The sequence below is a fragment of the Paraburkholderia solitsugae genome (assembly GCF_013177695.1).
GTDB classification, from domain to species: domain Bacteria; phylum Pseudomonadota; class Gammaproteobacteria; order Burkholderiales; family Burkholderiaceae; genus Paraburkholderia; species Paraburkholderia solitsugae.
In genome coordinates this window covers 166,117-184,360 of sequence record NZ_WOEY01000065.1, presented here as the reverse complement: position 1 = coordinate 184,360, position 18,244 = coordinate 166,117, and the positions used below count along the sequence as shown (strand labels likewise).

The following is an 18,244-nucleotide window of genomic DNA, read 5'->3' as shown; positions in this document are numbered from 1 at the left end:
TAAAGCGCCAACTCCGGTCGACAGCTAAAGCGCCAACTCCCGTCGACAACGGAGAACACAGATGCTGCTAATCGAATGCCCGTGGTGCGGGCCACGCGCCGAAACCGAATTTTCTTGCGGCGGCGAAGCGGACATTGCCCGTCCGCTCGACACCGAGAAACTCACCGACAAGGAATGGGGCGACTACCTGTTCATGCGCAAGAATCCGCGCGGCGTGCATCGCGAGCAATGGATGCACACGCAAGGATGCCGCCGATGGTTCAAGGCGCAGCGCGATACGGTGAGCTACGAGATTCAGGGCTACGAGACGTTCGACCGTCCGCTGCTCACGATGGACAGCAATGAGGCTAAAGCACAAGACAAGGCAAACGAGGGTAAGGCACCATGAGCCAGAAAGACCGACTCCCCAGCGGCGGGCGCATCAACCGCGCTATCGTACTGAACTTCACGTTCAACGGCCGCAAGTACCAGGGTTATCAGGGCGACACGCTCGCGTCCGCGCTGCTTGCGAACGGTGAGCACTTCGTGGCGCGCAGCTGGAAGTACCACCGGCCGCGCGGCATCGTGACGGCGGGGGTGGAAGAGCCGAACGCGATCGTGCAGCTCGAAACCGGCGCGTACACGGTGCCGAACGCGCGCGCGACTGAAGTGGAGTTGTATCAGGGGCTCGTTGCGACCAGCGTGAACGCGAAGCCGAGCATCGAGAAAGACCGCATGGCGATCAACCAGAAGTTCGCGCGCTTCATTCCGGCGGGCTTCTACTACAAGACCTTCATGTGGCCGCGCAAGTTCTGGCCGAAGTATGAGGAAGTGATCCGCGATGCAGCCGGCCTCGGCAAGGCGCCCGAGCAAACCGATGCGGACCGCTACGACAAATGCTTTGCGCATTGCGACGTGCTGGTGGTCGGCGGTGGCCCGACGGGTCTGGCGGCCGCGCATGCGGCGGCGTTGTCCGGTGCACGGGTCACGCTGATCGACGATCAGCCGGAACTTGGCGGCTCGTTGCTATCGTGCCGCGCGGAGATCGACGGAAAGCCGGCGCTGCAATGGGTCCACAAAATCGAGGACGAGCTGCGGCAGATGCCGGATGTGAAGATCCTGTGCCGCAGCACGGCGTTCGGTTACCAGGACCATAACCTCATCACCGTGACGCAGCGGCTCACCGAGCATCTGCCGGTGTCGCAGAGAAAGGGCACGCGCGAGCTGATGTGGAAGATCCGCGCGAAACGCGTGATTCTCGCAACGGGCGCGCATGAGCGGCCGATCGTGTTCGGTAACAACGATCTGCCGGGCGTGATGCTGGCTTCGGCTGTGTCGACATACCTGCATCGCTATGCCGTGTTGCCGGGACGCAATGCCGTGGTGTTCACGAACAACGACGACGGTTATCAATGCGCGCTCGATCTGAAAGCCGCCGGTGCCCAGGTGACGGTCGTCGATCCGCGCGCCAGCGAATCGAAGGGCACGCTGCCCGCGCTCGCGCGGCGCTACGGCGTCAAAGTGATGAACGGCGTGGCTGTGACAGCGGCGCACGGCAAGTTGCGGGTTGCATCGGTCGACGTGGCGTCGTATTCGAACGGACAGGTCGGTGCGAAGCAGGCCGCGCTGCCCTGCGATCTGCTCGCGATGTCCGGCGGCTGGAGCCCGGTGCTGCATCTGTTCGCGCAGTCGGGCGGCAAGGCGCATTGGCATGACGACAAGGCCTGTTTCGTGCCCGGCAAGGCGATGCAGGCGGAGACGAGCATCGGCGCGTGTGCCGGTGACTTCACGCTGGGACAGGGCATTCGCTTCGCCATCGACGCCGGTGGCGAGGCGGCGCGTGCGGCTGGCCACATCGTTGCGCGGCCGAATCCAGTGCAGGTGGCTGAGATTACCGAAGCGAAGATGCAACCGCTGTGGCTCGTCGGCGGGCGCGAACTCGCGACGCGCGGGCCGAAGCAGTTTGTCGACTTCCAGAACGACGTGTCGGCGGCCGATATTTTCCTGGCGGCGCGCGAAGGCTTCGAATCCGTCGAGCACGTGAAGCGCTATACGGCGATGGGTTTCGGCACCGATCAGGGCAAGCTCGGCAACATCAACGGCATGGCGATTCTCGCGCAGGCGCTCGGCAAGACGATTCCCGAAACCGGCACGACGACGTTCCGTCCGAACTACACGCCCGTCACGTTCGGCACGTTTGCAGGTCGCGAGCTGGGCGAGTTTCTCGATCCGGTGCGCAAGACGGCGGTGCACGAATGGCACGTGGAGAACGGTGCGGCGTTTGAGGACGTCGGCAACTGGAAGCGTCCATGGTATTACCCGAAAGCGGGTGAAGACATGCACGCCGCCGTGGCGCGCGAATCGCTGGCGGTGCGCACGAGCGTCGGTATTCTCGACGCCTCGACGCTCGGCAAGATCGACATTCAGGGCCCCGATTCCGCGAAGCTGTTGAACTGGGTCTACACGAATCCGTGGAGCAAGCTGGAAGTCGGCAAATGCCGCTATGGGCTGATGCTCGACGAAAACGGCATGATCTTTGACGATGGCGTGACCGTGCGCCTCGCCGACCAGCACTACATGATGACCACCACCACGGGTGGCGCGGCACGCGTGCTCACGTGGCTCGAACGCTGGCTGCAAACCGAGTGGCCGGACATGCGCGTGCGGCTTGCTTCCGTGACGGACCATTGGGCGACGTTCGCGGTGGTCGGCCCGAACAGCCGCAAGGTCTTGCAGAAGGTCTGCCACGACATCGAGTTTGCGAATGCGGCGTTCCCGTTCATGAGCTATCGTGAAGGCACGGTGGCGGGCGCGGCGTCGCGTGTGATGCGGATCAGCTTCTCGGGCGAACTCGCTTATGAAGTGAACGTGCCCGCGAACGTCGGACGCGCGGTGTGGGAAGCGCTGATGGCCGCAGGGGCGGAATTCGACATCACGCCGTACGGCACGGAAACCATGCACGTGCTGCGTGCGGAGAAGGGCTACATCATCGTCGGGCAGGATACGGACGGCTCGATGACGCCTTACGACCTCGGCATGGGCGGACTGGTCGCGAAGTCGAAAGACTTTCTCGGCAAGCGATCATTGACGCGAACGGACACGGCGAAGGCGGGACGTAAGCAACTGGTCGGGCTGCTTTCGGACGATCCCTCGTTCGTGATCCCCGAAGGCTCGCAGATCGTCGCGGGTCCGTTCCAGGGCGATACCGCACCGATGCTTGGCCACGTCACGTCGAGCTATTACAGCCCGATCCTGAAACGCTCGATTGCGATGGCGGTGCTGAAGGGCGGACTCGACAAGATCGGCGAAATCGTCACGATTCCGCTCGCGAGCGGCAAGCAGATTGCAGCCAAGGTCACCAGCTCGGTGTTCTATGACAACGAAGGAGCACGTCAACATGTGGAATGAAACTAGAGGGACGGTGTCGGCGATGGATCGCGCTGTCGGCAAGCAAACGGGCGTGTGGCAGGAGTCGCCGCTGGTGGGGGCGGACGCGTTGTTGAAGAAGCATCAGGCGACGGCGTCGGCGGCGTTCCGATTGAGCGAGCGGCCGTTTCTGGAACTGGTGAATGTGCGTGGCGACACGCGCGACGCAGCGTTCATGCAAGCGGTGGAGGGCGTGATCGGCTGCCGGCCGCCCGAGAAAGCGAACACTATCGTCCGCGGCAATGGCTACGACATGCTGTGGCTCGGCCCCGATGAGTGGCTGGTGCGCTCGGCCATGGCGCATGACGCGATCCGTACCGCGCCGCTGCAGGCGAAGCTCGGCGCGGCGTTTGCGGGCGTGTTCGCTTCGGCGGTGGATATCGGCAGCGGTTATACGGTGCTGGAAATCAGCGGGACGCGTACGCGTGACGTGCTGGTGCGCGGTTGCCCGCTCGATCTGCACCCGAAATTGTTCGGTGAAGGGCAGTGCGCGCAGACCCACTATTTCAAGGCATCGATGACGCTATTGCCCACCGGCGCGGACAGTTTCGATATCGTCGTGCGCCGCAGCTTTGCGGACTACTTCGTCAAGATCATGCTCGATGCGGCCGAGCCGCTGATGTCGTGAAGCACGGCGAGCGGTGTCTTGCTGAGGCACCGCTTGCGGCTCCCCCGGCCGCCGACTGACATGACGTCGACCCGTCTAGCCACCGCGCGTCTCACCGAGCGCGCATGCCAACAGCACGATGCCCATGCCGCGCTCGCGCTGCTCGATCAGAGCATCGTGTTGCGGCATCGGCGCATCGCCTTGATCCGCTATCTCCTCGCGCAGCAGTTGGGCGCGCCGCTGCAGTCACGGCATCACGAATACGTTGAGAAAATCGCCGCTCGTTTGAGTGCGGATGCGCTCGCGCGCATTGCTGGCGCTGCGCGGGCGCGGCTGCGACCATAAGGGTCGATTTCGTGCATGCACCACCTCGGCCACGAAGCGCTGTTTCGCCATTGCACGGCTACGACACGAAAGTGCGCCTCTTACGCGTATGTATGCGCGCGCGAAAGACAGGAACGACGCCCCCGTTCCATCCGGATGACGCATTCCTTCTATGTGGCCGATTTATGTCGGCGTCTACTGAAATGCACTGTTCGGATGTCCACGCGGCAGCCGCCGCATCAACGAGGGGATCACATGTCTACCGCTTTTCAGCCTCGCGCGAGCGCTGCCGCAAGACTCGAGCGACTGCCGTTCTCCGGATATCACCGGACCCTCTTCATCATCATCGCGATTGCATTCTTTTTCGACTCGGTCGATCTCGGCACGATGACCTTCGTGCTCGGCTCGATCAAGACTGAGTTCCATTTGTCGACCGCGACCGCGGGGCTGGTTGCGAGTGCGAGCTTCTTCGGCATGGTGATCGGCGCTGCCGTTGCCGGATTGCTGGCTGATCGCTTCGGACGGCGCCCCGTGTTTCAGTGGAGCATGGTGCTGTGGGGGCTGGCATCCTATTTATGTTCGACCGCGCAGAGCGTTGAGTCGCTGATTTTCTATCGCGTGCTGCTTGGCTTCGGCATGGGCATGGAGTTTCCCATTGCGCAGACGCTCTTGTCCGAGTTCGTGCCTGCCGCGTCACGCGGACGGTTGATTGCGCTGATGGACGGTTTTTGGCCACTCGGTTTCATCACTGCGGGCGTGGTGTCGTATTTCGTGTTGCCGACGTTCGGGTGGCGCACGGAGTTCGCGCTGCTGGCGATTCCCGCCGTGTTCGTGCTGATCGTGCGCCGCGTCGTGCCGGAATCGCCGCGCTGGCTGGAACATCGCGGACGCCTCGCCGAAGCGGACAAGATCCTCGCCGAAGTCGAAGTGAAGGTCATGAAGGCGGCAGGCCTGAACCAGTTGCGCGCGCCGGTGATGCTGAAGGAGCCGCCGGCGGCGAAGGGCACGAGCGCGTTTCGCGAGATCTGGAGCATGGCTTACCGGCGCCGCACGATTATGGTCTGGACGTTGTGGTTCTTCGCGTTGCTCGGCTTTTATGGGCTGACGTCGTGGCTCGGTGCGTTGATGCAACAAGCGGGCTTTGCGGTGACGAAGTCGGTGCTGTATACGGTGCTGATTTCGCTCGGTGGGATTCCCGGGTTTATCTGCGCAGCGTGGCTGGTCGAACGCTGGGGACGTAAGCCGACCTGTATCGCGTCGCTCGCCGGCAGCGCGGTGATGGCCTATGTCTACGGACAAACCGCGCTGCACGCGCAAACGCCGACGTTGCTGATCTGCGCCGGACTTGCGATGCAGTTTTTCATGTTTGCGATGTGGGCGGTGCTTTATACGTATACGCCTGAGCTTTATGGCACGGGAGCGCGGGCTACAGGATCGGGCTTTGCATCGGCGATTGGTCGCGTGGGGTCGCTGATCGGTCCTTACGTGGTAGGCGTTGTGCTGCCTATCTTCGGACAAGGCGGCGTGTTCTCTCTCGGGGCCATGTGTTTTGTGATCGCGGCGGCGGCCGTGTGGATCATGGGCATCGAGACACGAGGGCTGGCGTTGGAGACCTTGGTGTCTGAAGCCGTTGAGGCGGACGCGCAGGGAGTGTTGAGTCCTGCGCGTGAGTGAATGTTAAAGGACGTTGGACCTCGCGCGGGATGTTGCTTCTGCTGTATTGAGTCCCGCGCGGATTGAACGCTTACTAGTTGACCAAGGTATAAAAAAGCCGCGAATCTCTCGCGGCTTTGTCGTTAGCACCTGGCTCGAACTGGTGCGGACTAAACCGCTGCCGCTTCCCGTTTCCTCGACGCCACACCGTGGGCCACGAAGTAAGGCGTCTCCACCCGCGCCAGCGCATCCCGTCCGCGAATCCGATCGGCGATCTTCTCCGCGAGCATGATCGTCGGCGCGTTCAGATTGCCGGTTGTGATCTGCGGCATGATCGATGCATCGACCACGCGGAGCGCATCGAGCCCATGTACGCGGCCCTCGTTATCCACCACAGCCATATCGTCATAACCCATCTTGCACGAGCATGACGGATGAAACGCCGTCTCCGCACGGTTGCGCACGAAGGTGTCGAGTTGCTCGTCGGTCGTGAGTTCAGCGCCCGGATTCAGCTCACGTCTGCGATAACGATCGAGCACCGGCTGCCGCATGATCTCGCGCGTAATGCGGATCCCGTCGCGGAACTCACGCCAGTCGAGCGGATCGGCCATGTAGTTGAACAGGATGCTCGGATGCGCGGCAGGATCGCGTGACGTGAGCTTCACACGGCCACGGCTCGGCGAACGCATCGAACCGACATGCGCCTGAAAGCCGTGCATCTTGATCGCGTTCGAACCGTTGTAGTTGATCGCAACGGGCAGGAAGTGATACTGGATGTTCGGCCACAGATCATCGTCGCGGGTACGGATGAAGCCACCCGCTTCGAACTGATTGCTCGCGCCAAGACCCGTGCCGTTAAGCATCCATTCGAGTCCGATGGCAGGCTGATTCCACCATTGCAACGCCGGATACAGCGAAACCGGCTCCTTGCATTCGTACTGGATGTACATCTCCAGATGGTCCTGCAAGTTTTCGCCGACGCCAGGCAGATCGTGCACGAGCGGCACGTCGAGTTCGCGCAGCCACGTCGAGCGGCCCACGCCTGAGCGTTGCAGCAATTGCGGCGAGGCAATCGCGCCGCTGCACACCAGCACTTCGCGGCGTGCATGCGCAGTCACGGCATTGCCATGCTGCAGATACGCGACGCCAACCGCACGCTTACCCGAGAACAGCACACGATCGGTCATGGCGTGGGTCACGATCGTCAGATTCGGACGCGTCTTCGCGCGATCCAGGTAACCGCGCGCGGTGCTGGCGCGTCTGCCGTTCGCCGTGACCGTGCGATCCATGGGGCCGAAGCCTTCCTGCTGATAGCCGTTCAGATCGTCGGTACGCGGAAAACCCGCCTGCACGCCGGCCTCGACCATCGCGGCGAACAAGGGATTGTTGCCGGGCTTGCTCGTCGTCACATGGACCGGGCCGTCGCCGCCGTGATACGCGTTCGCGCCGACATCGCGTGTTTCGGCTTTACGGAAGTACGGCAGGCAATCCAGATAGGTCCAGTTTTCCAGCCCGGCGCGTTCAGCCCAGCCGTCGTAATCGAGCGCATTGCCGCGGATGTAGCACATGCCGTTGATCAGCGACGAGCCGCCAAGCCCCTTGCCGCGTCCGCACTCCATGCGACGGTTGTTCATATGCGGCTCGGGGTCGGTTTCGTACGCCCAGTTGTAGCGCCGCCCCTGCAGCGGATAGGCGAGGGCCGCGGGCATCTGCGTGCGAAAATCGAAACGGTAGTCGGGGCCGCCTGCTTCGAGGAGCAGCACGGTCACGTCCGCGTCTTCGGTCAGCCGTGAGGCGAGCACGTTGCCCGCTGAACCCGCACCGACGATGATGTAGTCGTATTCGTTCGAAGCCATCGCCATCCCCCTTAGAACACCGGTTGATACGGGCCGAGTTCGACCTGCACGGACTTGATGCGCGTGTAGTGTTCGAGCGTGGTGATGCCGTTCTCACGGCCGACGCCCGACTGCTTGTAGCCGCCCACCGGCATTTCGGCGGGCGACTCGCCCCAGGTGTTGATCCAGCAGATACCCGCTTCGAGACGATGAATCACGCGATGCGCGCGCGCCAGATTCTCAGTCACGACACCCGCGGCAAGACCGTAAGCGGTGCTATTTGCACGCGAGATCGCTTCGTCTTCGTCGTCGAAAACGAGGATGCTCATCACCGGACCGAAGATTTCTTCGCGCACGATCCGCATATCGTCACGGCAGCCGGTGAAAACCGTCGGCTCGACGTACTGGCCGTTGCGGAAGTGGCCTTCCGTTAGCCGCTTGCCGCCGGCAATGAGCCGCGCGCCTTCCTGTACGCCGCTTTCGATGTAGCCCAGCACTTTCTGCAATTGCGCGGCGCTGATCACCGGGCCGAAGTTGATGTCGGCGTCTGTGGGCGCGCCGACGCGAATCCGCTTGACCCGCTCCAGCACCAACGCTTCGAACCGTTCCAGCACGCTACGCTGCACGAAGACACGTGTGCCGTTTGTACAAACCTGACCGGAGCTGAAGAAGTTGGCGCTCATCGCGATGTCGGCGGCGCGTTCGAGGTTGGCATCGTCGAAGACGAGCAGGGGGGACTTGCCGCCCAGCTCCATCGTCACTTCTTTCAGCGACGAGGCGCCCGCCAGCGACATCACCTTCTTTCCGGTTTCGACGCCGCCAGTGAACGAGATCTTCTCGATGTCGGGATGGGCGGCGAGCATCGCACCCACGCGTCCGTCGCCTTGTACGACGTTGAATACGCCGGCCGGGACACCGGCTTCTGTATAAATCTCAGCGAGTTTCAACGCGGACAGCGGCGTGATTTCGCTCGGCTTGAAGATCATCGCATTGCCGGCCGCCAATGCGGGCGCCGATTTCCAGCACGCGATCTGGATCGGATAATTCCATGCGCCGATACCCGCGCATACACCCAGCGGTTCACGCCGCGTATAAACAAACGACGAAGGCCGCAACGGAATCTGCTGACCTTCAATCGCGGTAGCCAGCCCCGCGTAATACTCGATCACGTCGGCGCCCGTGACGATATCGACCGCCCGGGTCTCCGCGATCGCCTTGCCGGTGTCGCGTGTTTCGAGCGCGGCGAGTTCGTCATTGCGTTCGCGCAGGATCTCGACCGCGCGGCGCAGGATGCGCGAGCGCTGCATCGCCGTGAGCGCGGCCCACTCGCGTTGGCCGTCTCGCGCGGATTGCACCGCGCGATCGACGTCGGCCGCCGAGGCTTGATGTACGGTCGCGAGCGTTTCGCCGGTGGCGGGGTCGAGCGTGTCGAAGGTCTCGCCACTGGTCGCGTCGACGTAGGCGCCGCCTATATAGAGACGTTGCGTTGCGAATACCGCCATGACTTGCTCCTTTTCTGAAAGTGTCGCTGCTCTGGACGCGTGCTAGTTGCGCGCTTCCAGCAGCAGATCGATGTAGTCGTTTGCCACGCGCAGTGCAGCCTTGGTATCGAAGGGCTCGCCGGACAAAGCGCCGCGCAGCCACAGTCCGTCGATCAACGCTGCCAAGCCGCTTGCCGCACGGCGCGCCGCCGCACGCGGCAGTGCTTTAGAAAAATCCGCGCACAGGTTCGAATTCAGGCGGCGCGTGTTCACGTACTGAAGCCGCCGCAATTGGGGCTTATGCATGCTTTCGGACCAGAACGCGAGCCACGTTTTCATCACGGGGCTGCTGGTTTGCTCGGTGTCGAAATTCGCCGCGACGACCGCGCGCAGTTTCGAGCGGGGATCCGCTTTCGCCGCGCGGCGCCGTCTTGACGTGGCTTGCCACAGGTCGCGCAGCACGTGGCGCATGGTGGCTTCGAGCAAACCGTCCTTGTCGCCGAAATAGTGGCTGACGATGCCGGTGGAAATGCTCGCGCGCTGCGCAACCGAGGCGAGCGTCGCGCCGGCCAGGCCGGTCTGGTCGATGGTCAGCAGCGTTGCGTCGATGAGCTGGGCGCGGCGGATTTCGCGCATTCCAAGTTTGGGCATGGTGCTAGGGGTGGCAGGCGCAGGCCGGCCACCCAGGTGTTCGATGGGCCATGTTAGTTTTTTTATATTGAATGGTCAATCAATAAAAAACGGGTTGCATCAGTGAAATCGTGGACGATCCGTACGTGGTACTCCCGAAATCGAAGGCGGCAACAACCCGAGCGCGCCGCATTGTTCGATAGGCGGCGCAGCCCGGTTGTGCCGGTCACCGGTTAGCGCATATTGCCCGTGTGGCCAAGTGAATAACGCCCGGGCTGCGGCCAGACTGTGAGCCCGTGCGGTTCCGCGCCAACCGGAATGGATTTGATGGAGCCGGTCGTCGTATCGATCGCGTAGACAACGTCATCGAAGCGGCCGGACAGCCACAGCATCTTGCCATCCGGGCTGACATTACCCATGTCGGGACTGCCGCCGCCCGGAATCGGCCAGTTCGCGACGACCTTGCGCGTTGCGAAGTCGATCACCGACACGCTGCCCTTGCCATGTCTCGGTCCGTGCACGAGATTCGAGCCGCGATTGGACACATAGAGCCGGGTGCCGTCGCGGCTCGGGTACAGGCCGTGCGTACCGACGCCGGTCTTGATGAAGCCGATCTTCGTGAAGCTGTCGCCGTCGACCACGTGGACGCCGTCGGCCATCATGTCGGCGACATAGAACACCTTGCCGTCCGGCGAGATGCGGATGTCCTGTGGCATGCCCTTCCTGTCGAGCTCGAGGTAGCCCACGACCTTGCGGTTGACCAGATCGATCTTGGCCAGCTTCCCGCCGAATTCGCAGGTGAAGAGCGCGTACTTGCCGTCGATCGAGAAATCGGCGTGATTGATGCCTTTGCACTGCGGCGCTTCGAGACTCGATTTCAACGCCATCGTGTGTGCATCGCGAAAGTCCAGTCGCGCGTGCGCTTCGGCCACCACGATCGCTTCTTTGCCGTCCGGCGTGAAGTACATGTTGTAGGGATCGTCGACCATGATCTGCTTGCCGGGTTTACCGGTCTTCGGATCGATCGGGGTCAGGCTGCCGTCGGGGCGGCCTTCGGCGTTGTTGGCCACCCACAGCGTCTGCAGATCCCATGCAGGGACGACGTGCTGCGGACTGAAGCCGACGTGAAACCTGTCGACGACCTTGAGCGTGGCCGGATCGATCACGTAGACGTCGTTCGACCGCAGGTTCGGCACATAGACGCGCGGCAACGCGCCTGCGACCGCGGGGCTCATATGGCCGGCGCCCGCTTCGCTGTACAGGTTATCGGGGTTCACCACGGGCGGCATGCCGGCCACCGTTGCGACAGCCGGCGCAGCCGATGCAGCGCCGGCGGCGCAGAAACCGGCCAGCGCGATGGCGACGGCCGTTGCAACGCGCGAAAAGCGGAAAGAACACAATTGCATGGCGAATTCCGTTATCGAGTGAATGGGGGAATCGGGGATGGACTCAGGGGGCGCTGTTGAATGTTTCAACGGCTTGCGGTCTCTTTCCTGATGTCATCGATGGTCCGCGACACGATCGCGTCAACGCCCAGTTGACCGAGTTCAACGCTCGAGTGCCGCGGGTCGCCGCCATAGACGCCGTCAGCCGGTCCCAGTTTCGGACCGGTTCGCAGGCGCTCGAGCCGCACCATCTGCGGCGCGACCGCCAGCAGCAGCGAGGTATCCGCGAGTCCCGCATGAGTGCCGATCTCGGCATCGTTGACGCCGTGCTGCCGCAGGATCTGCGCGTAGCCGTCCGAGCTGGTGCCGTAGTACGCCGGAGGCACGAATGCGCGGGCGTTGGAGCCGGCCCAGCTCTTGTTGAGCTGGGCTACGACGCGCCTGACATCGTTCTGGTAGCCGCCGTGGTCGCCGAGAAAGACGACGTTGGTGAAGCCGTGAACCTTGAAGCTGTTCGCGGCGGAGTCCAGCGTCTTTTCGAACACGTCGTCCGGCACGGTGATCGTGCCGGGAAAGCGCATGTGCGAGGTCGGCGGAGCGTAGCCGCCCTCAGGCACGTAGGCGATGACCGGCGCGACGATCGCGTTGCCGAGGCCCTCGGCGATGCGCTGCGACAGCACCTTGACGCGTGCATTGTGTTTGCCGAGTGCGACGTCGGGGCCGCTTTGCTCGGTTCCGCCGATGGGGACGATGATGGTGGTCTTGCCCGCCTGAATCTGGTCGCGCAGTTCGGTCCAGGTCAGGTCCTCAAGGAGTACGGTTTTCGGGGTTTGAGCAAAAGCAGTCTGCGTGGCGATGAGCAAAATGACGGATGCGAAAGCTCGTCTTGGTGGAAAGCGCATGAAGGGGTCCTCGTGGGAAATGCGTATTTGGGCTCTGAAATTTAAGGTCGCGCGGACTCGGGCACCCATCGCCCTTGATGCTACGACCTGGGCGATCGAGTTTCCAGGCGACCAGGGTGTCGCCTGCACGCAATACTTCCAGAGCCGTCTGTAGACCAGGGCGAAGGGTCCGTAGGTGAAAGCGAGAATAGCAGATCATACGGTTACACCTTGCGTGTCGGTTCCTGCCAAACCGGTGTCGTGTTCGGTGCATGTCCTTTGTTTCAGCGGGCGCTACGCTCGTTGAACGGCGCGCCACGTAGAGTCAGGCCCGCCGCTCACGAGACATGGAGACAGACAAATGAGCAGCAATCGCGGCGTCGTGTATCTAGGGCAGGGCAAGGTGGAAGTGCAGTCGATCGACTTTCCGAAGATGGTCGATCCGCGTGGCCGGTCAATCGGCCACGGCGTGATCCTGAAGGTGGTCAGCACGAATATTTGCGGTTCCGACCAGCATATGGTGCGCGGCCGCACGACTGCCGAGGTCGGTCTCGTACTCGGCCATGAGATCACCGGCGAGGTGATCGAGGTGGGCCGCGACGTTGAAACGTTGAAGATCGGCGACCTGGTGTCGGTGCCGTTCAACGTCGCGTGCGGACGCTGTCCGACCTGCAAGGCGCAGCACACCGGTGTGTGCCTGAACGTCAATCCGTCGCGAGCGGGCGGAGCTTATGGCTACGTCGACATGGGCGGCTGGATCGGCGGGCAGGCCGAGTATGTACTGGTGCCGTACGCCGACTTCAATCTGCTGAAATTCCCCGATCACGCCCAGGCGATGTCGAAAATCCGTGACCTGACGTGTTTGTCCGACATTCTGCCGACCGGCTATCACGGCGCGGTGATGGCGGGTGTGAAGCCGGGCGCCACGGTCTACATTGCGGGCGCAGGGCCGGTGGGGATGGCGGCGGCCGCATCCGCACGCTTGCTGGGCGCGGCCTGCACGATCGTCGGCGATATGAATGAGGCGCGTCTCGCGCATGCACGCAAGATGGGTTTCCAGACCATCGATCTATCGAAGGACGCTACGCTCGGCGAGCAGATCGAACAGATTCTCGGCAAACCCGAAGTGGACTGCGCGGTGGACTGCGTCGGCTTCGAGGCACACGGCCACGGCAGCAGCGGCTCGCATGAGGAAGCGCCGGCCACGGTGCTCAATTCGCTGATGGAAATCACCCGGGCCGCGGGCGCGATCGGCATTCCGGGTTTGTATGTGACGGACGATCCGGGCGCCACCGATGCCGCCGCCCGCAAAGGCAGCCTGAGCATCCGCTTCGGCCTCGGCTGGGCCAAGTCGCACTCGTTCCACACCGGGCAGACACCGGTGATGAAGTACAACCACAATCTGATGCAGGCGATCTTGTGGGACCGCTTGCCGATTGCCGACATCGTCAACGTGACCGTTGTATCGCTCGATCAGGCCCCGGACGGTTACCGGCAGTTCGATGGCGGCGCGCCGAAGAAGTTTGTGATCGATCCGCACGGGCTGTTGAAAGCGGCCTGAAGCACGAAGGGACCGCGTTCGCGGTCCTGTCTGAGACTGTCACGCAAGGCTGAACAGCGTGATCACAACGCACGCGTTGAGCGGGTTCCCGTTCAACGCGTTGTGCTTTCAGGCGGTGAAGTTGTCAGCGAGGTAATCGACTCAAGCCGCCATCACAGGCGTGACGGATGCCAGCGACGGCGCCTGTCTGCGCCGTTCACGCGTCGGCGCGGTGCCGAACGCGTCGCGATAGCTCTTCGAGAAGTGGCAAGCCGACTGGAAGCCGCAAGCCATCGTGATATGCATGATCGACATGTCGGTTTGCAGCAGCAACTCGCGAGCGCGCCGCAAGCGCAGCGTCAGATAGTAATGCGTCGGCGTCATTCCCAGATGTTCGCGGAACAGGCGCTGCAATTGCCGTTGCGACATGTCGGCGAGCCGCGCGAGTTCTTCGCGTGAAAGCGGCTCTTCGATGTTGTTCTCCATCAGCGAGATCACTTCGAAGAGCGACTTGTTGGCCGAACCGAGCCGCGCCACCAGCGGCATTTTCTGTTGCGCGCTCGTATCGCGCACATGTTCGACGATGAACTGCTCCGCGATCTGCGTGACCCGTGCCGTGCCGACACGCGGCGCGATCAGGTTGAGCATCATGTCGAGCGGCGCGACGCCACCCGTGCAAGTAACGCGATCGCGATCGATCACGAACAGTTCTTTCAGAAAGCGCGTGTCGGGAAACTCTTCCTTGAGCGCCGACATGTTCTCCCAGTGAATCGCACACGCATACCCACCCAGCAGACCGGCGCGCGCCAGCGCATAGGTGCCGGTGCACAGGCTGCCGAGCACGCTGCCCATGCGGGCGAAGCGGCGCAGAGCGGAAAGATGGGCCGGGGTCGTGGCGCGCTGCACGTCGATACCGCCGACCACGAACACGATATCCGGCTGACCGACGCATTCGACTGGCCCGGTGTCGACCGCCAGACCGTTGCTCGCGGTCACCGGGCCGCCTTCGGGGCTCACGATCGACCAGCGGTAAAGCGTTTGTCCTGTCAGGTAGTTCGCCATGCGGAGGACTTCGATCGCGTTGGTGAACGCGATCATCGTGAAGTTCGGAACCGGCATGAATGCGAAATGCGACAGCGACGCCGTGCGATCGGTGGACATGGGGGGAAATGAATCCTTCGAATCTGTAATGTCGCGTCGCCGTGGGGAGCGGCGACTGCTGCAATTTTGAGGACGGGTGCAACTAACGTGCCATCAGGCTAAACCCTCGGTTGCCCGTCAATAAAGAGGGATCGCTAAAACAAACGGCACCAGAACGGAGCCGTCAGCGGCCGCCTACGCACCCGAACCGCGCACGACGGTCAGCTGCAGTGCAACAAAAGCGCGAAAGGCTAACGATCGTGCGAAACCTGCCATCGCGACTTGTCGAAAAAGGTCGCTCATGGCGGAAAAGGCAAAGAACGCGTCTGAATTCGTAAATTGGCGCGCGGGGCGAACGTCAAGAATAGACGCAATGCAGACCGGTAGCAGCAGGGCGTTACAGCTGGATCAACCGCCCGCTTCACAGCCGCTCCCAGTCCTCCGCCAACCACCCCACGGACCTTCCATGTCGAACCCGAATCCTTTCTTCGAAGAATCGCTCGCCACGCGTGACGCGGCGGTGCGCGGCGCCATTTTGAAAGAGCTTGAGCGCCAGCAGTCGCAAGTCGAATTGATCGCGTCGGAAAACATCGTGTCGCGCGCGGTGCTCGAAGCACAGGGCTCGGTGCTGACCAACAAATACGCGGAAGGGTATCCGGGGAAACGCTATTACGGTGGGTGTGAATACGCCGACGTGATCGAAACGCTCGCCCTCGATCGCATCAAGCAACTGTTTAATGCGAAATTCGCCAACGTGCAACCGCACTCCGGCGCGCAGGCCAATGGCGCGGTGATGCTCGCACTCGTGAAGCCGGGCGACACGGTGCTCGGCATGTCGCTCGACGCGGGCGGCCACCTGACCCACGGCGCCAAGCCGGCGATGTCGGGTAAGTGGTTCAACGCGGTCCAATACGGCGTGAATCGCGACACGATGCTGATCGATTACGAGCAGATCGAGGAACTCGCGCAGCAGCACAAACCGGCGCTGCTGATCGCCGGCTTCTCAGCCTATCCGCGCGCGTTGGACTTCGCACGGCTGCGCGCGATCGCCGATGGCGTGGGCGCGAAGCTGATGGTGGATATGGCGCACATCGCGGGGATTATCGCGGCCGGGCGTCATCAAAATCCGGTCGAGCACGCGCACGTCGTCACGTCGACCACGCACAAGACGCTGCGCGGTCCGCGTGGCGGCTTTGTACTGACGAATGACGAAGACATCGCCAAGAAGATCAATTCGGCGGTCTTCCCCGGTTTGCAAGGCGGTCCGCTGATGCATGTGATCGCCGGCAAGGCGGTGGCGTTCGGCGAGGCGCTGCAACCGGGCTTCAAGTCCTACATCGACAACGTGCTTGCCAATGCTCAGGCACTGGGCGAAGTGCTGAAGGCGGGCGGCGTCGATCTGGTGACGGGCGGCACGGACAACCATCTGCTTCTGGTCGATTTGCGCCCGAAGGGCCTCAAGGGCAATCAGGTCGAGCAGGCGCTGGAACGCGCGGGCATCACCTGCAATAAGAACGGCATTCCTTTCGACACCGAGAAACCGACGGTCACGTCCGGCGTTCGCCTCGGCACGCCGGCGGGTACCACGCGTGGCTTCGGCGTGAGTGAGTTCCGCGAAGTCGGGCGGCTGATCGTCGAGGTGCTCGACGCGCTGCGCGATCATCCGGAAGGCCATGCCGCAACCGAACAACGCGTGCGCCGCGAGATTTTCGCGCTGTGCGAACGCTTTCCCATCTACTAAGCACGCCTGGAGCAAATGATGAGCACTCTGCACGACAACAGCATCATCATCGACGGTCTGAACATTTCGAAGTTCGAGCGCTCGGTGTTCGAAGACATGCGCAAGGGCGGTGTGACCGCGGTGAACTGCACGGTGTCGGTCTGGGAGAGCTTCCAGAAGACAGTCGACAACATCGCCGAGATGAAGCAGCAGATCCGCGAATACGGCGAGATCCTGACACTTGTGCGCACCACCGACGACATCCTGCGCGCAAAGAAAGAGAACAAGACCGGCATCATTTTCGGCTTCCAGAACGCGCATGCATTCGAAGACAACCTCGGCTATATCGAGGCCTTCAAGGACCTCGGCGTGAACGTGGTCCAGCTTTGCTACAACACGCAGAATCTGGTCGGCACGGGCTGCTATGAACGCGACGGCGGCCTGTCGGGCTATGGCCGTGAAGTGATTCAGGAGATGAACCGCGTCGGCATCATGGTCGATCTCTCGCATGTGGGTGGCAAAACATCTTCCGAAGCGATTGCCGCGTCGAACAAGCCGGTGTGCTACTCGCATTGCTGCCCATCGGGGCTGAAAGAGCATCCGCGTAACAAGAGCGATGAGCAACTGAAAGAGATTGCGGACGCAGGCGGCTTCGTCGGCGTGACGATGTTCGCGCCGTTCCTGAAGCGCGGCCCGGACGCGACGGTCGAAGACTATATCGAAGCCATCGACTACGTGGTGAATCTGATCGGCGAGGACCAGGTTGGCATTGGCACGGACTTCACGCAAGGCTATAGCACTGAGTTCTTCGACTGGATCACGCACGACAAGGGCCGTTATCGCCAACTGACGAACTTCGGCAAGGTGGTGAATCCGGAAGGCATTCGCACGATCGGCGAGTTTCCGAACCTGACGGCTGCGATGCAACGCGCCGGCTGGAGCGAGACGCGCATCAAGAAGATCATGGGCGAAAACTGGGTACGGGTGTTTGGCGAAGTGTGGAAGGTTTGATTTCCACGTTATCGAACGTCAACCCGAACGCCACCCCATAAAAAACGGAGTCTCCACATGCAACCCCAACTGCCTATCGACGTCGATCCGAACACCGGCGTCTGGACGACCGACGCGCTGCCGATGCTTTACGTGCCGCGTCACTTCTTCACGAACAACCACACTGCCGTCGAGGAAGCGCTGGGCATCGACACGTATGCCGAGATCCTCTACAAGGCCGGCTACAAGTCCGCGTATTTCTGGTGCGACAAGGAAGCGAAGCAACACGGCATTGCCGGTATGGCGGTGTTCGAGCATTACCTGAAGCGTCTGTCGCAGCGCGGTTGGGGCATCTTCACGATTACGGAAGCCGATCCGTCCAGCTCGCGTGCCCGCATTGAATTGCACCACTCGTCGTTCGTGCTGGCGCAGCCGGGAAAGGAAGGCAAGCTTTGCTACATGTTTGCCGGCTGGTTCGCAGGCGCGATGGATTGGGTCAACGACACCGCGCCGGATGGACAGCGCAAAGGTCCGCCGTCCCATTCGCAGGAAGCGCGCTGCGCGGCTGAAGGCCACGACCACTGCGTGTTCGAAGTGTCGCCGCTCGCGTCGTAACAACAACGCACACAGCCTATCTATTCCGAGGTCGATCG

The 18,244-nt window shown here is 62.3% G+C and carries 16 protein-coding genes; 9 read left to right on the top strand and 7 right to left on the bottom strand.

What is annotated here, in order from left to right; genetic code table 11:
• Window positions 1-61 precede the first annotated feature (61 nt).
• From GNZ12_RS16675 to GNZ12_RS16655, 5 genes are all read left to right on the top strand, one after another.
• Window positions 62-388: a sarcosine oxidase subunit delta gene (locus GNZ12_RS16675; RefSeq protein ID WP_172311606.1), complete on the top strand. Its 327-nt coding sequence runs from the start codon at window positions 62-64 to the stop codon at window positions 386-388.
• Entirely contained in the window at window positions 385-3,387 is a 3,003-nt protein-coding gene (locus GNZ12_RS16670; RefSeq protein ID WP_172311604.1) for a sarcosine oxidase subunit alpha family protein, read from the top strand. The genes GNZ12_RS16675 and GNZ12_RS16670 overlap by 4 nt, the downstream gene beginning before the upstream one ends.
• Window positions 3,377-4,033: a sarcosine oxidase subunit gamma gene (locus GNZ12_RS16665; RefSeq protein ID WP_172311602.1), complete on the top strand. Its 657-nt coding sequence runs from the start codon at window positions 3,377-3,379 to the stop codon at window positions 4,031-4,033. The genes GNZ12_RS16670 and GNZ12_RS16665 overlap by 11 nt, the downstream gene beginning before the upstream one ends.
• A 60-nt stretch (window positions 4,034-4,093) precedes the next feature.
• Window positions 4,094-4,357 (top strand): SET domain-containing protein, encoded by a 264-nt coding sequence (locus GNZ12_RS16660; protein ID WP_172311600.1) that lies wholly within the window; start codon window positions 4,094-4,096, stop codon window positions 4,355-4,357.
• Window positions 4,358-4,591: 234 nt separating this feature from the next.
• On the top strand, window positions 4,592-6,010 hold the full coding sequence (locus GNZ12_RS16655; protein ID WP_172311598.1) for an MFS transporter: 1,419 nt from the start codon (window positions 4,592-4,594) through the stop codon (window positions 6,008-6,010).
• Between the two features lie 149 nt (window positions 6,011-6,159).
• Here GNZ12_RS16655 and betA read toward each other — a convergent pair whose 3' ends face one another.
• The 6 genes from betA to GNZ12_RS45550 form a co-directional block, all read right to left on the bottom strand.
• A complete protein-coding gene (gene betA, locus GNZ12_RS16650; RefSeq protein ID WP_172311596.1) occupies window positions 6,160-7,845 on the bottom strand; it encodes a choline dehydrogenase in 1,686 nt (561 codons plus the stop codon).
• Between the two features lie 11 nt (window positions 7,846-7,856).
• Complete coding sequence (gene betB, locus GNZ12_RS16645) at window positions 7,857-9,326, bottom strand: betaine-aldehyde dehydrogenase (protein ID WP_172311594.1); 1,470 nt, start codon at window positions 9,324-9,326, stop codon at window positions 7,857-7,859.
• A 42-nt stretch (window positions 9,327-9,368) separates the two neighbouring features.
• Window positions 9,369-9,956 carry a transcriptional regulator BetI gene (gene betI / locus GNZ12_RS16640; protein ID WP_172311592.1) on the bottom strand — a complete coding sequence of 196 codons (588 nt, stop codon included), beginning with the start codon at window positions 9,954-9,956 and terminating at the stop codon, window positions 9,369-9,371.
• Between the two features lie 212 nt (window positions 9,957-10,168).
• On the bottom strand, window positions 10,169-11,341 hold the full coding sequence (locus GNZ12_RS16635) for a YncE family protein (RefSeq protein WP_172311590.1): 1,173 nt from the start codon (window positions 11,339-11,341) through the stop codon (window positions 10,169-10,171).
• Window positions 11,342-11,406: 65 nt separating this feature from the next.
• The gene (locus GNZ12_RS16630; protein WP_172311751.1) at window positions 11,407-12,222 is read right to left on the bottom strand and encodes a creatininase family protein; all 816 of its coding nucleotides are present in this window, start codon (window positions 12,220-12,222) and stop codon (window positions 11,407-11,409) included.
• Window positions 12,128-12,421 (bottom strand): recombinase family protein, encoded by a 294-nt coding sequence (locus tag GNZ12_RS45550; protein ID WP_407947706.1) that lies wholly within the window; start codon window positions 12,419-12,421, stop codon window positions 12,128-12,130. Before GNZ12_RS45550 ends, GNZ12_RS16630 begins: the two co-directional genes overlap by 95 nt.
• Window positions 12,422-12,562: 141 nt before the next feature.
• On the opposite strand from GNZ12_RS45550, the gene fdhA reads away from it, so the two are divergent.
• The gene (fdhA, locus tag GNZ12_RS16625) at window positions 12,563-13,762 is read left to right on the top strand and encodes a formaldehyde dehydrogenase, glutathione-independent (protein ID WP_074287573.1); all 1,200 of its coding nucleotides are present in this window, start codon (window positions 12,563-12,565) and stop codon (window positions 13,760-13,762) included.
• Window positions 13,763-13,903: 141 nt separating this feature from the next.
• Here the strand turns inward: fdhA and GNZ12_RS16620 are convergent, their stop codons facing one another.
• On the bottom strand, window positions 13,904-14,902 hold the full coding sequence (locus GNZ12_RS16620) for a GlxA family transcriptional regulator (RefSeq protein ID WP_172311588.1): 999 nt from the start codon (window positions 14,900-14,902) through the stop codon (window positions 13,904-13,906).
• 445 nt (window positions 14,903-15,347) lie between these two features.
• Between GNZ12_RS16620 and GNZ12_RS16615 the strand changes: the two genes are divergently transcribed.
• From GNZ12_RS16615 to GNZ12_RS16605, 3 genes are read left to right on the top strand one after another with little or no spacing between them, the layout of a single operon-like run.
• Window positions 15,348-16,622, top strand: a complete 1,275-nt coding sequence (locus tag GNZ12_RS16615) for a serine hydroxymethyltransferase (protein WP_172311586.1) — start codon at window positions 15,348-15,350, stop codon at window positions 16,620-16,622.
• A gap of 18 nt (window positions 16,623-16,640) precedes the next feature.
• Window positions 16,641-17,612 (top strand): dipeptidase, encoded by a 972-nt coding sequence (locus GNZ12_RS16610; RefSeq protein WP_172311584.1) that lies wholly within the window; start codon window positions 16,641-16,643, stop codon window positions 17,610-17,612.
• A gap of 57 nt (window positions 17,613-17,669) precedes the next feature.
• Window positions 17,670-18,206 (top strand): DUF5943 domain-containing protein, encoded by a 537-nt coding sequence (locus tag GNZ12_RS16605; RefSeq protein ID WP_172311582.1) that lies wholly within the window; start codon window positions 17,670-17,672, stop codon window positions 18,204-18,206.
• Window positions 18,207-18,244: the final 38 nt, after the last annotated feature.

What these genes read in the sequence shown, in the direction of transcription:
- GNZ12_RS45550 (WP_407947706.1), bottom strand. Translation starts at nt 12,421, where the DNA reads ATGATCTGCTATTCTCGCTTTCACCTACGGACCCTTCGCCCTGGTCTA.
- GNZ12_RS16660 (WP_172311600.1), top strand. Translation starts at nt 4,094, where the DNA reads ATGACGTCGACCCGTCTAGCCACCGCGCGTCTCACCGAGCGCGCATGC.
- fdhA (WP_074287573.1), top strand. Translation starts at nt 12,563, where the DNA reads ATGAGCAGCAATCGCGGCGTCGTGTATCTAGGGCAGGGCAAGGTGGAA.
- betB (WP_172311594.1), bottom strand. Translation starts at nt 9,326, where the DNA reads ATGGCGGTATTCGCAACGCAACGTCTCTATATAGGCGGCGCCTACGTC.
- betI (WP_172311592.1), bottom strand. Translation starts at nt 9,956, where the DNA reads ATGCCCAAACTTGGAATGCGCGAAATCCGCCGCGCCCAGCTCATCGAC.
- GNZ12_RS16655 (WP_172311598.1), top strand. Translation starts at nt 4,592, where the DNA reads ATGTCTACCGCTTTTCAGCCTCGCGCGAGCGCTGCCGCAAGACTCGAG.
- GNZ12_RS16630 (WP_172311751.1), bottom strand. Translation starts at nt 12,222, where the DNA reads ATGCGCTTTCCACCAAGACGAGCTTTCGCATCCGTCATTTTGCTCATC.
- GNZ12_RS16610 (WP_172311584.1), top strand. Translation starts at nt 16,641, where the DNA reads ATGAGCACTCTGCACGACAACAGCATCATCATCGACGGTCTGAACATT.
- GNZ12_RS16605 (WP_172311582.1), top strand. Translation starts at nt 17,670, where the DNA reads ATGCAACCCCAACTGCCTATCGACGTCGATCCGAACACCGGCGTCTGG.
- betA (WP_172311596.1), bottom strand. Translation starts at nt 7,845, where the DNA reads ATGGCTTCGAACGAATACGACTACATCATCGTCGGTGCGGGTTCAGCG.
- GNZ12_RS16665 (WP_172311602.1), top strand. Translation starts at nt 3,377, where the DNA reads ATGTGGAATGAAACTAGAGGGACGGTGTCGGCGATGGATCGCGCTGTC.
- GNZ12_RS16615 (WP_172311586.1), top strand. Translation starts at nt 15,348, where the DNA reads ATGTCGAACCCGAATCCTTTCTTCGAAGAATCGCTCGCCACGCGTGAC.
- GNZ12_RS16635 (WP_172311590.1), bottom strand. Translation starts at nt 11,341, where the DNA reads ATGCAATTGTGTTCTTTCCGCTTTTCGCGCGTTGCAACGGCCGTCGCC.
- GNZ12_RS16675 (WP_172311606.1), top strand. Translation starts at nt 62, where the DNA reads ATGCTGCTAATCGAATGCCCGTGGTGCGGGCCACGCGCCGAAACCGAA.
- GNZ12_RS16670 (WP_172311604.1), top strand. Translation starts at nt 385, where the DNA reads ATGAGCCAGAAAGACCGACTCCCCAGCGGCGGGCGCATCAACCGCGCT.
- GNZ12_RS16620 (WP_172311588.1), bottom strand. Translation starts at nt 14,902, where the DNA reads ATGTCCACCGATCGCACGGCGTCGCTGTCGCATTTCGCATTCATGCCG.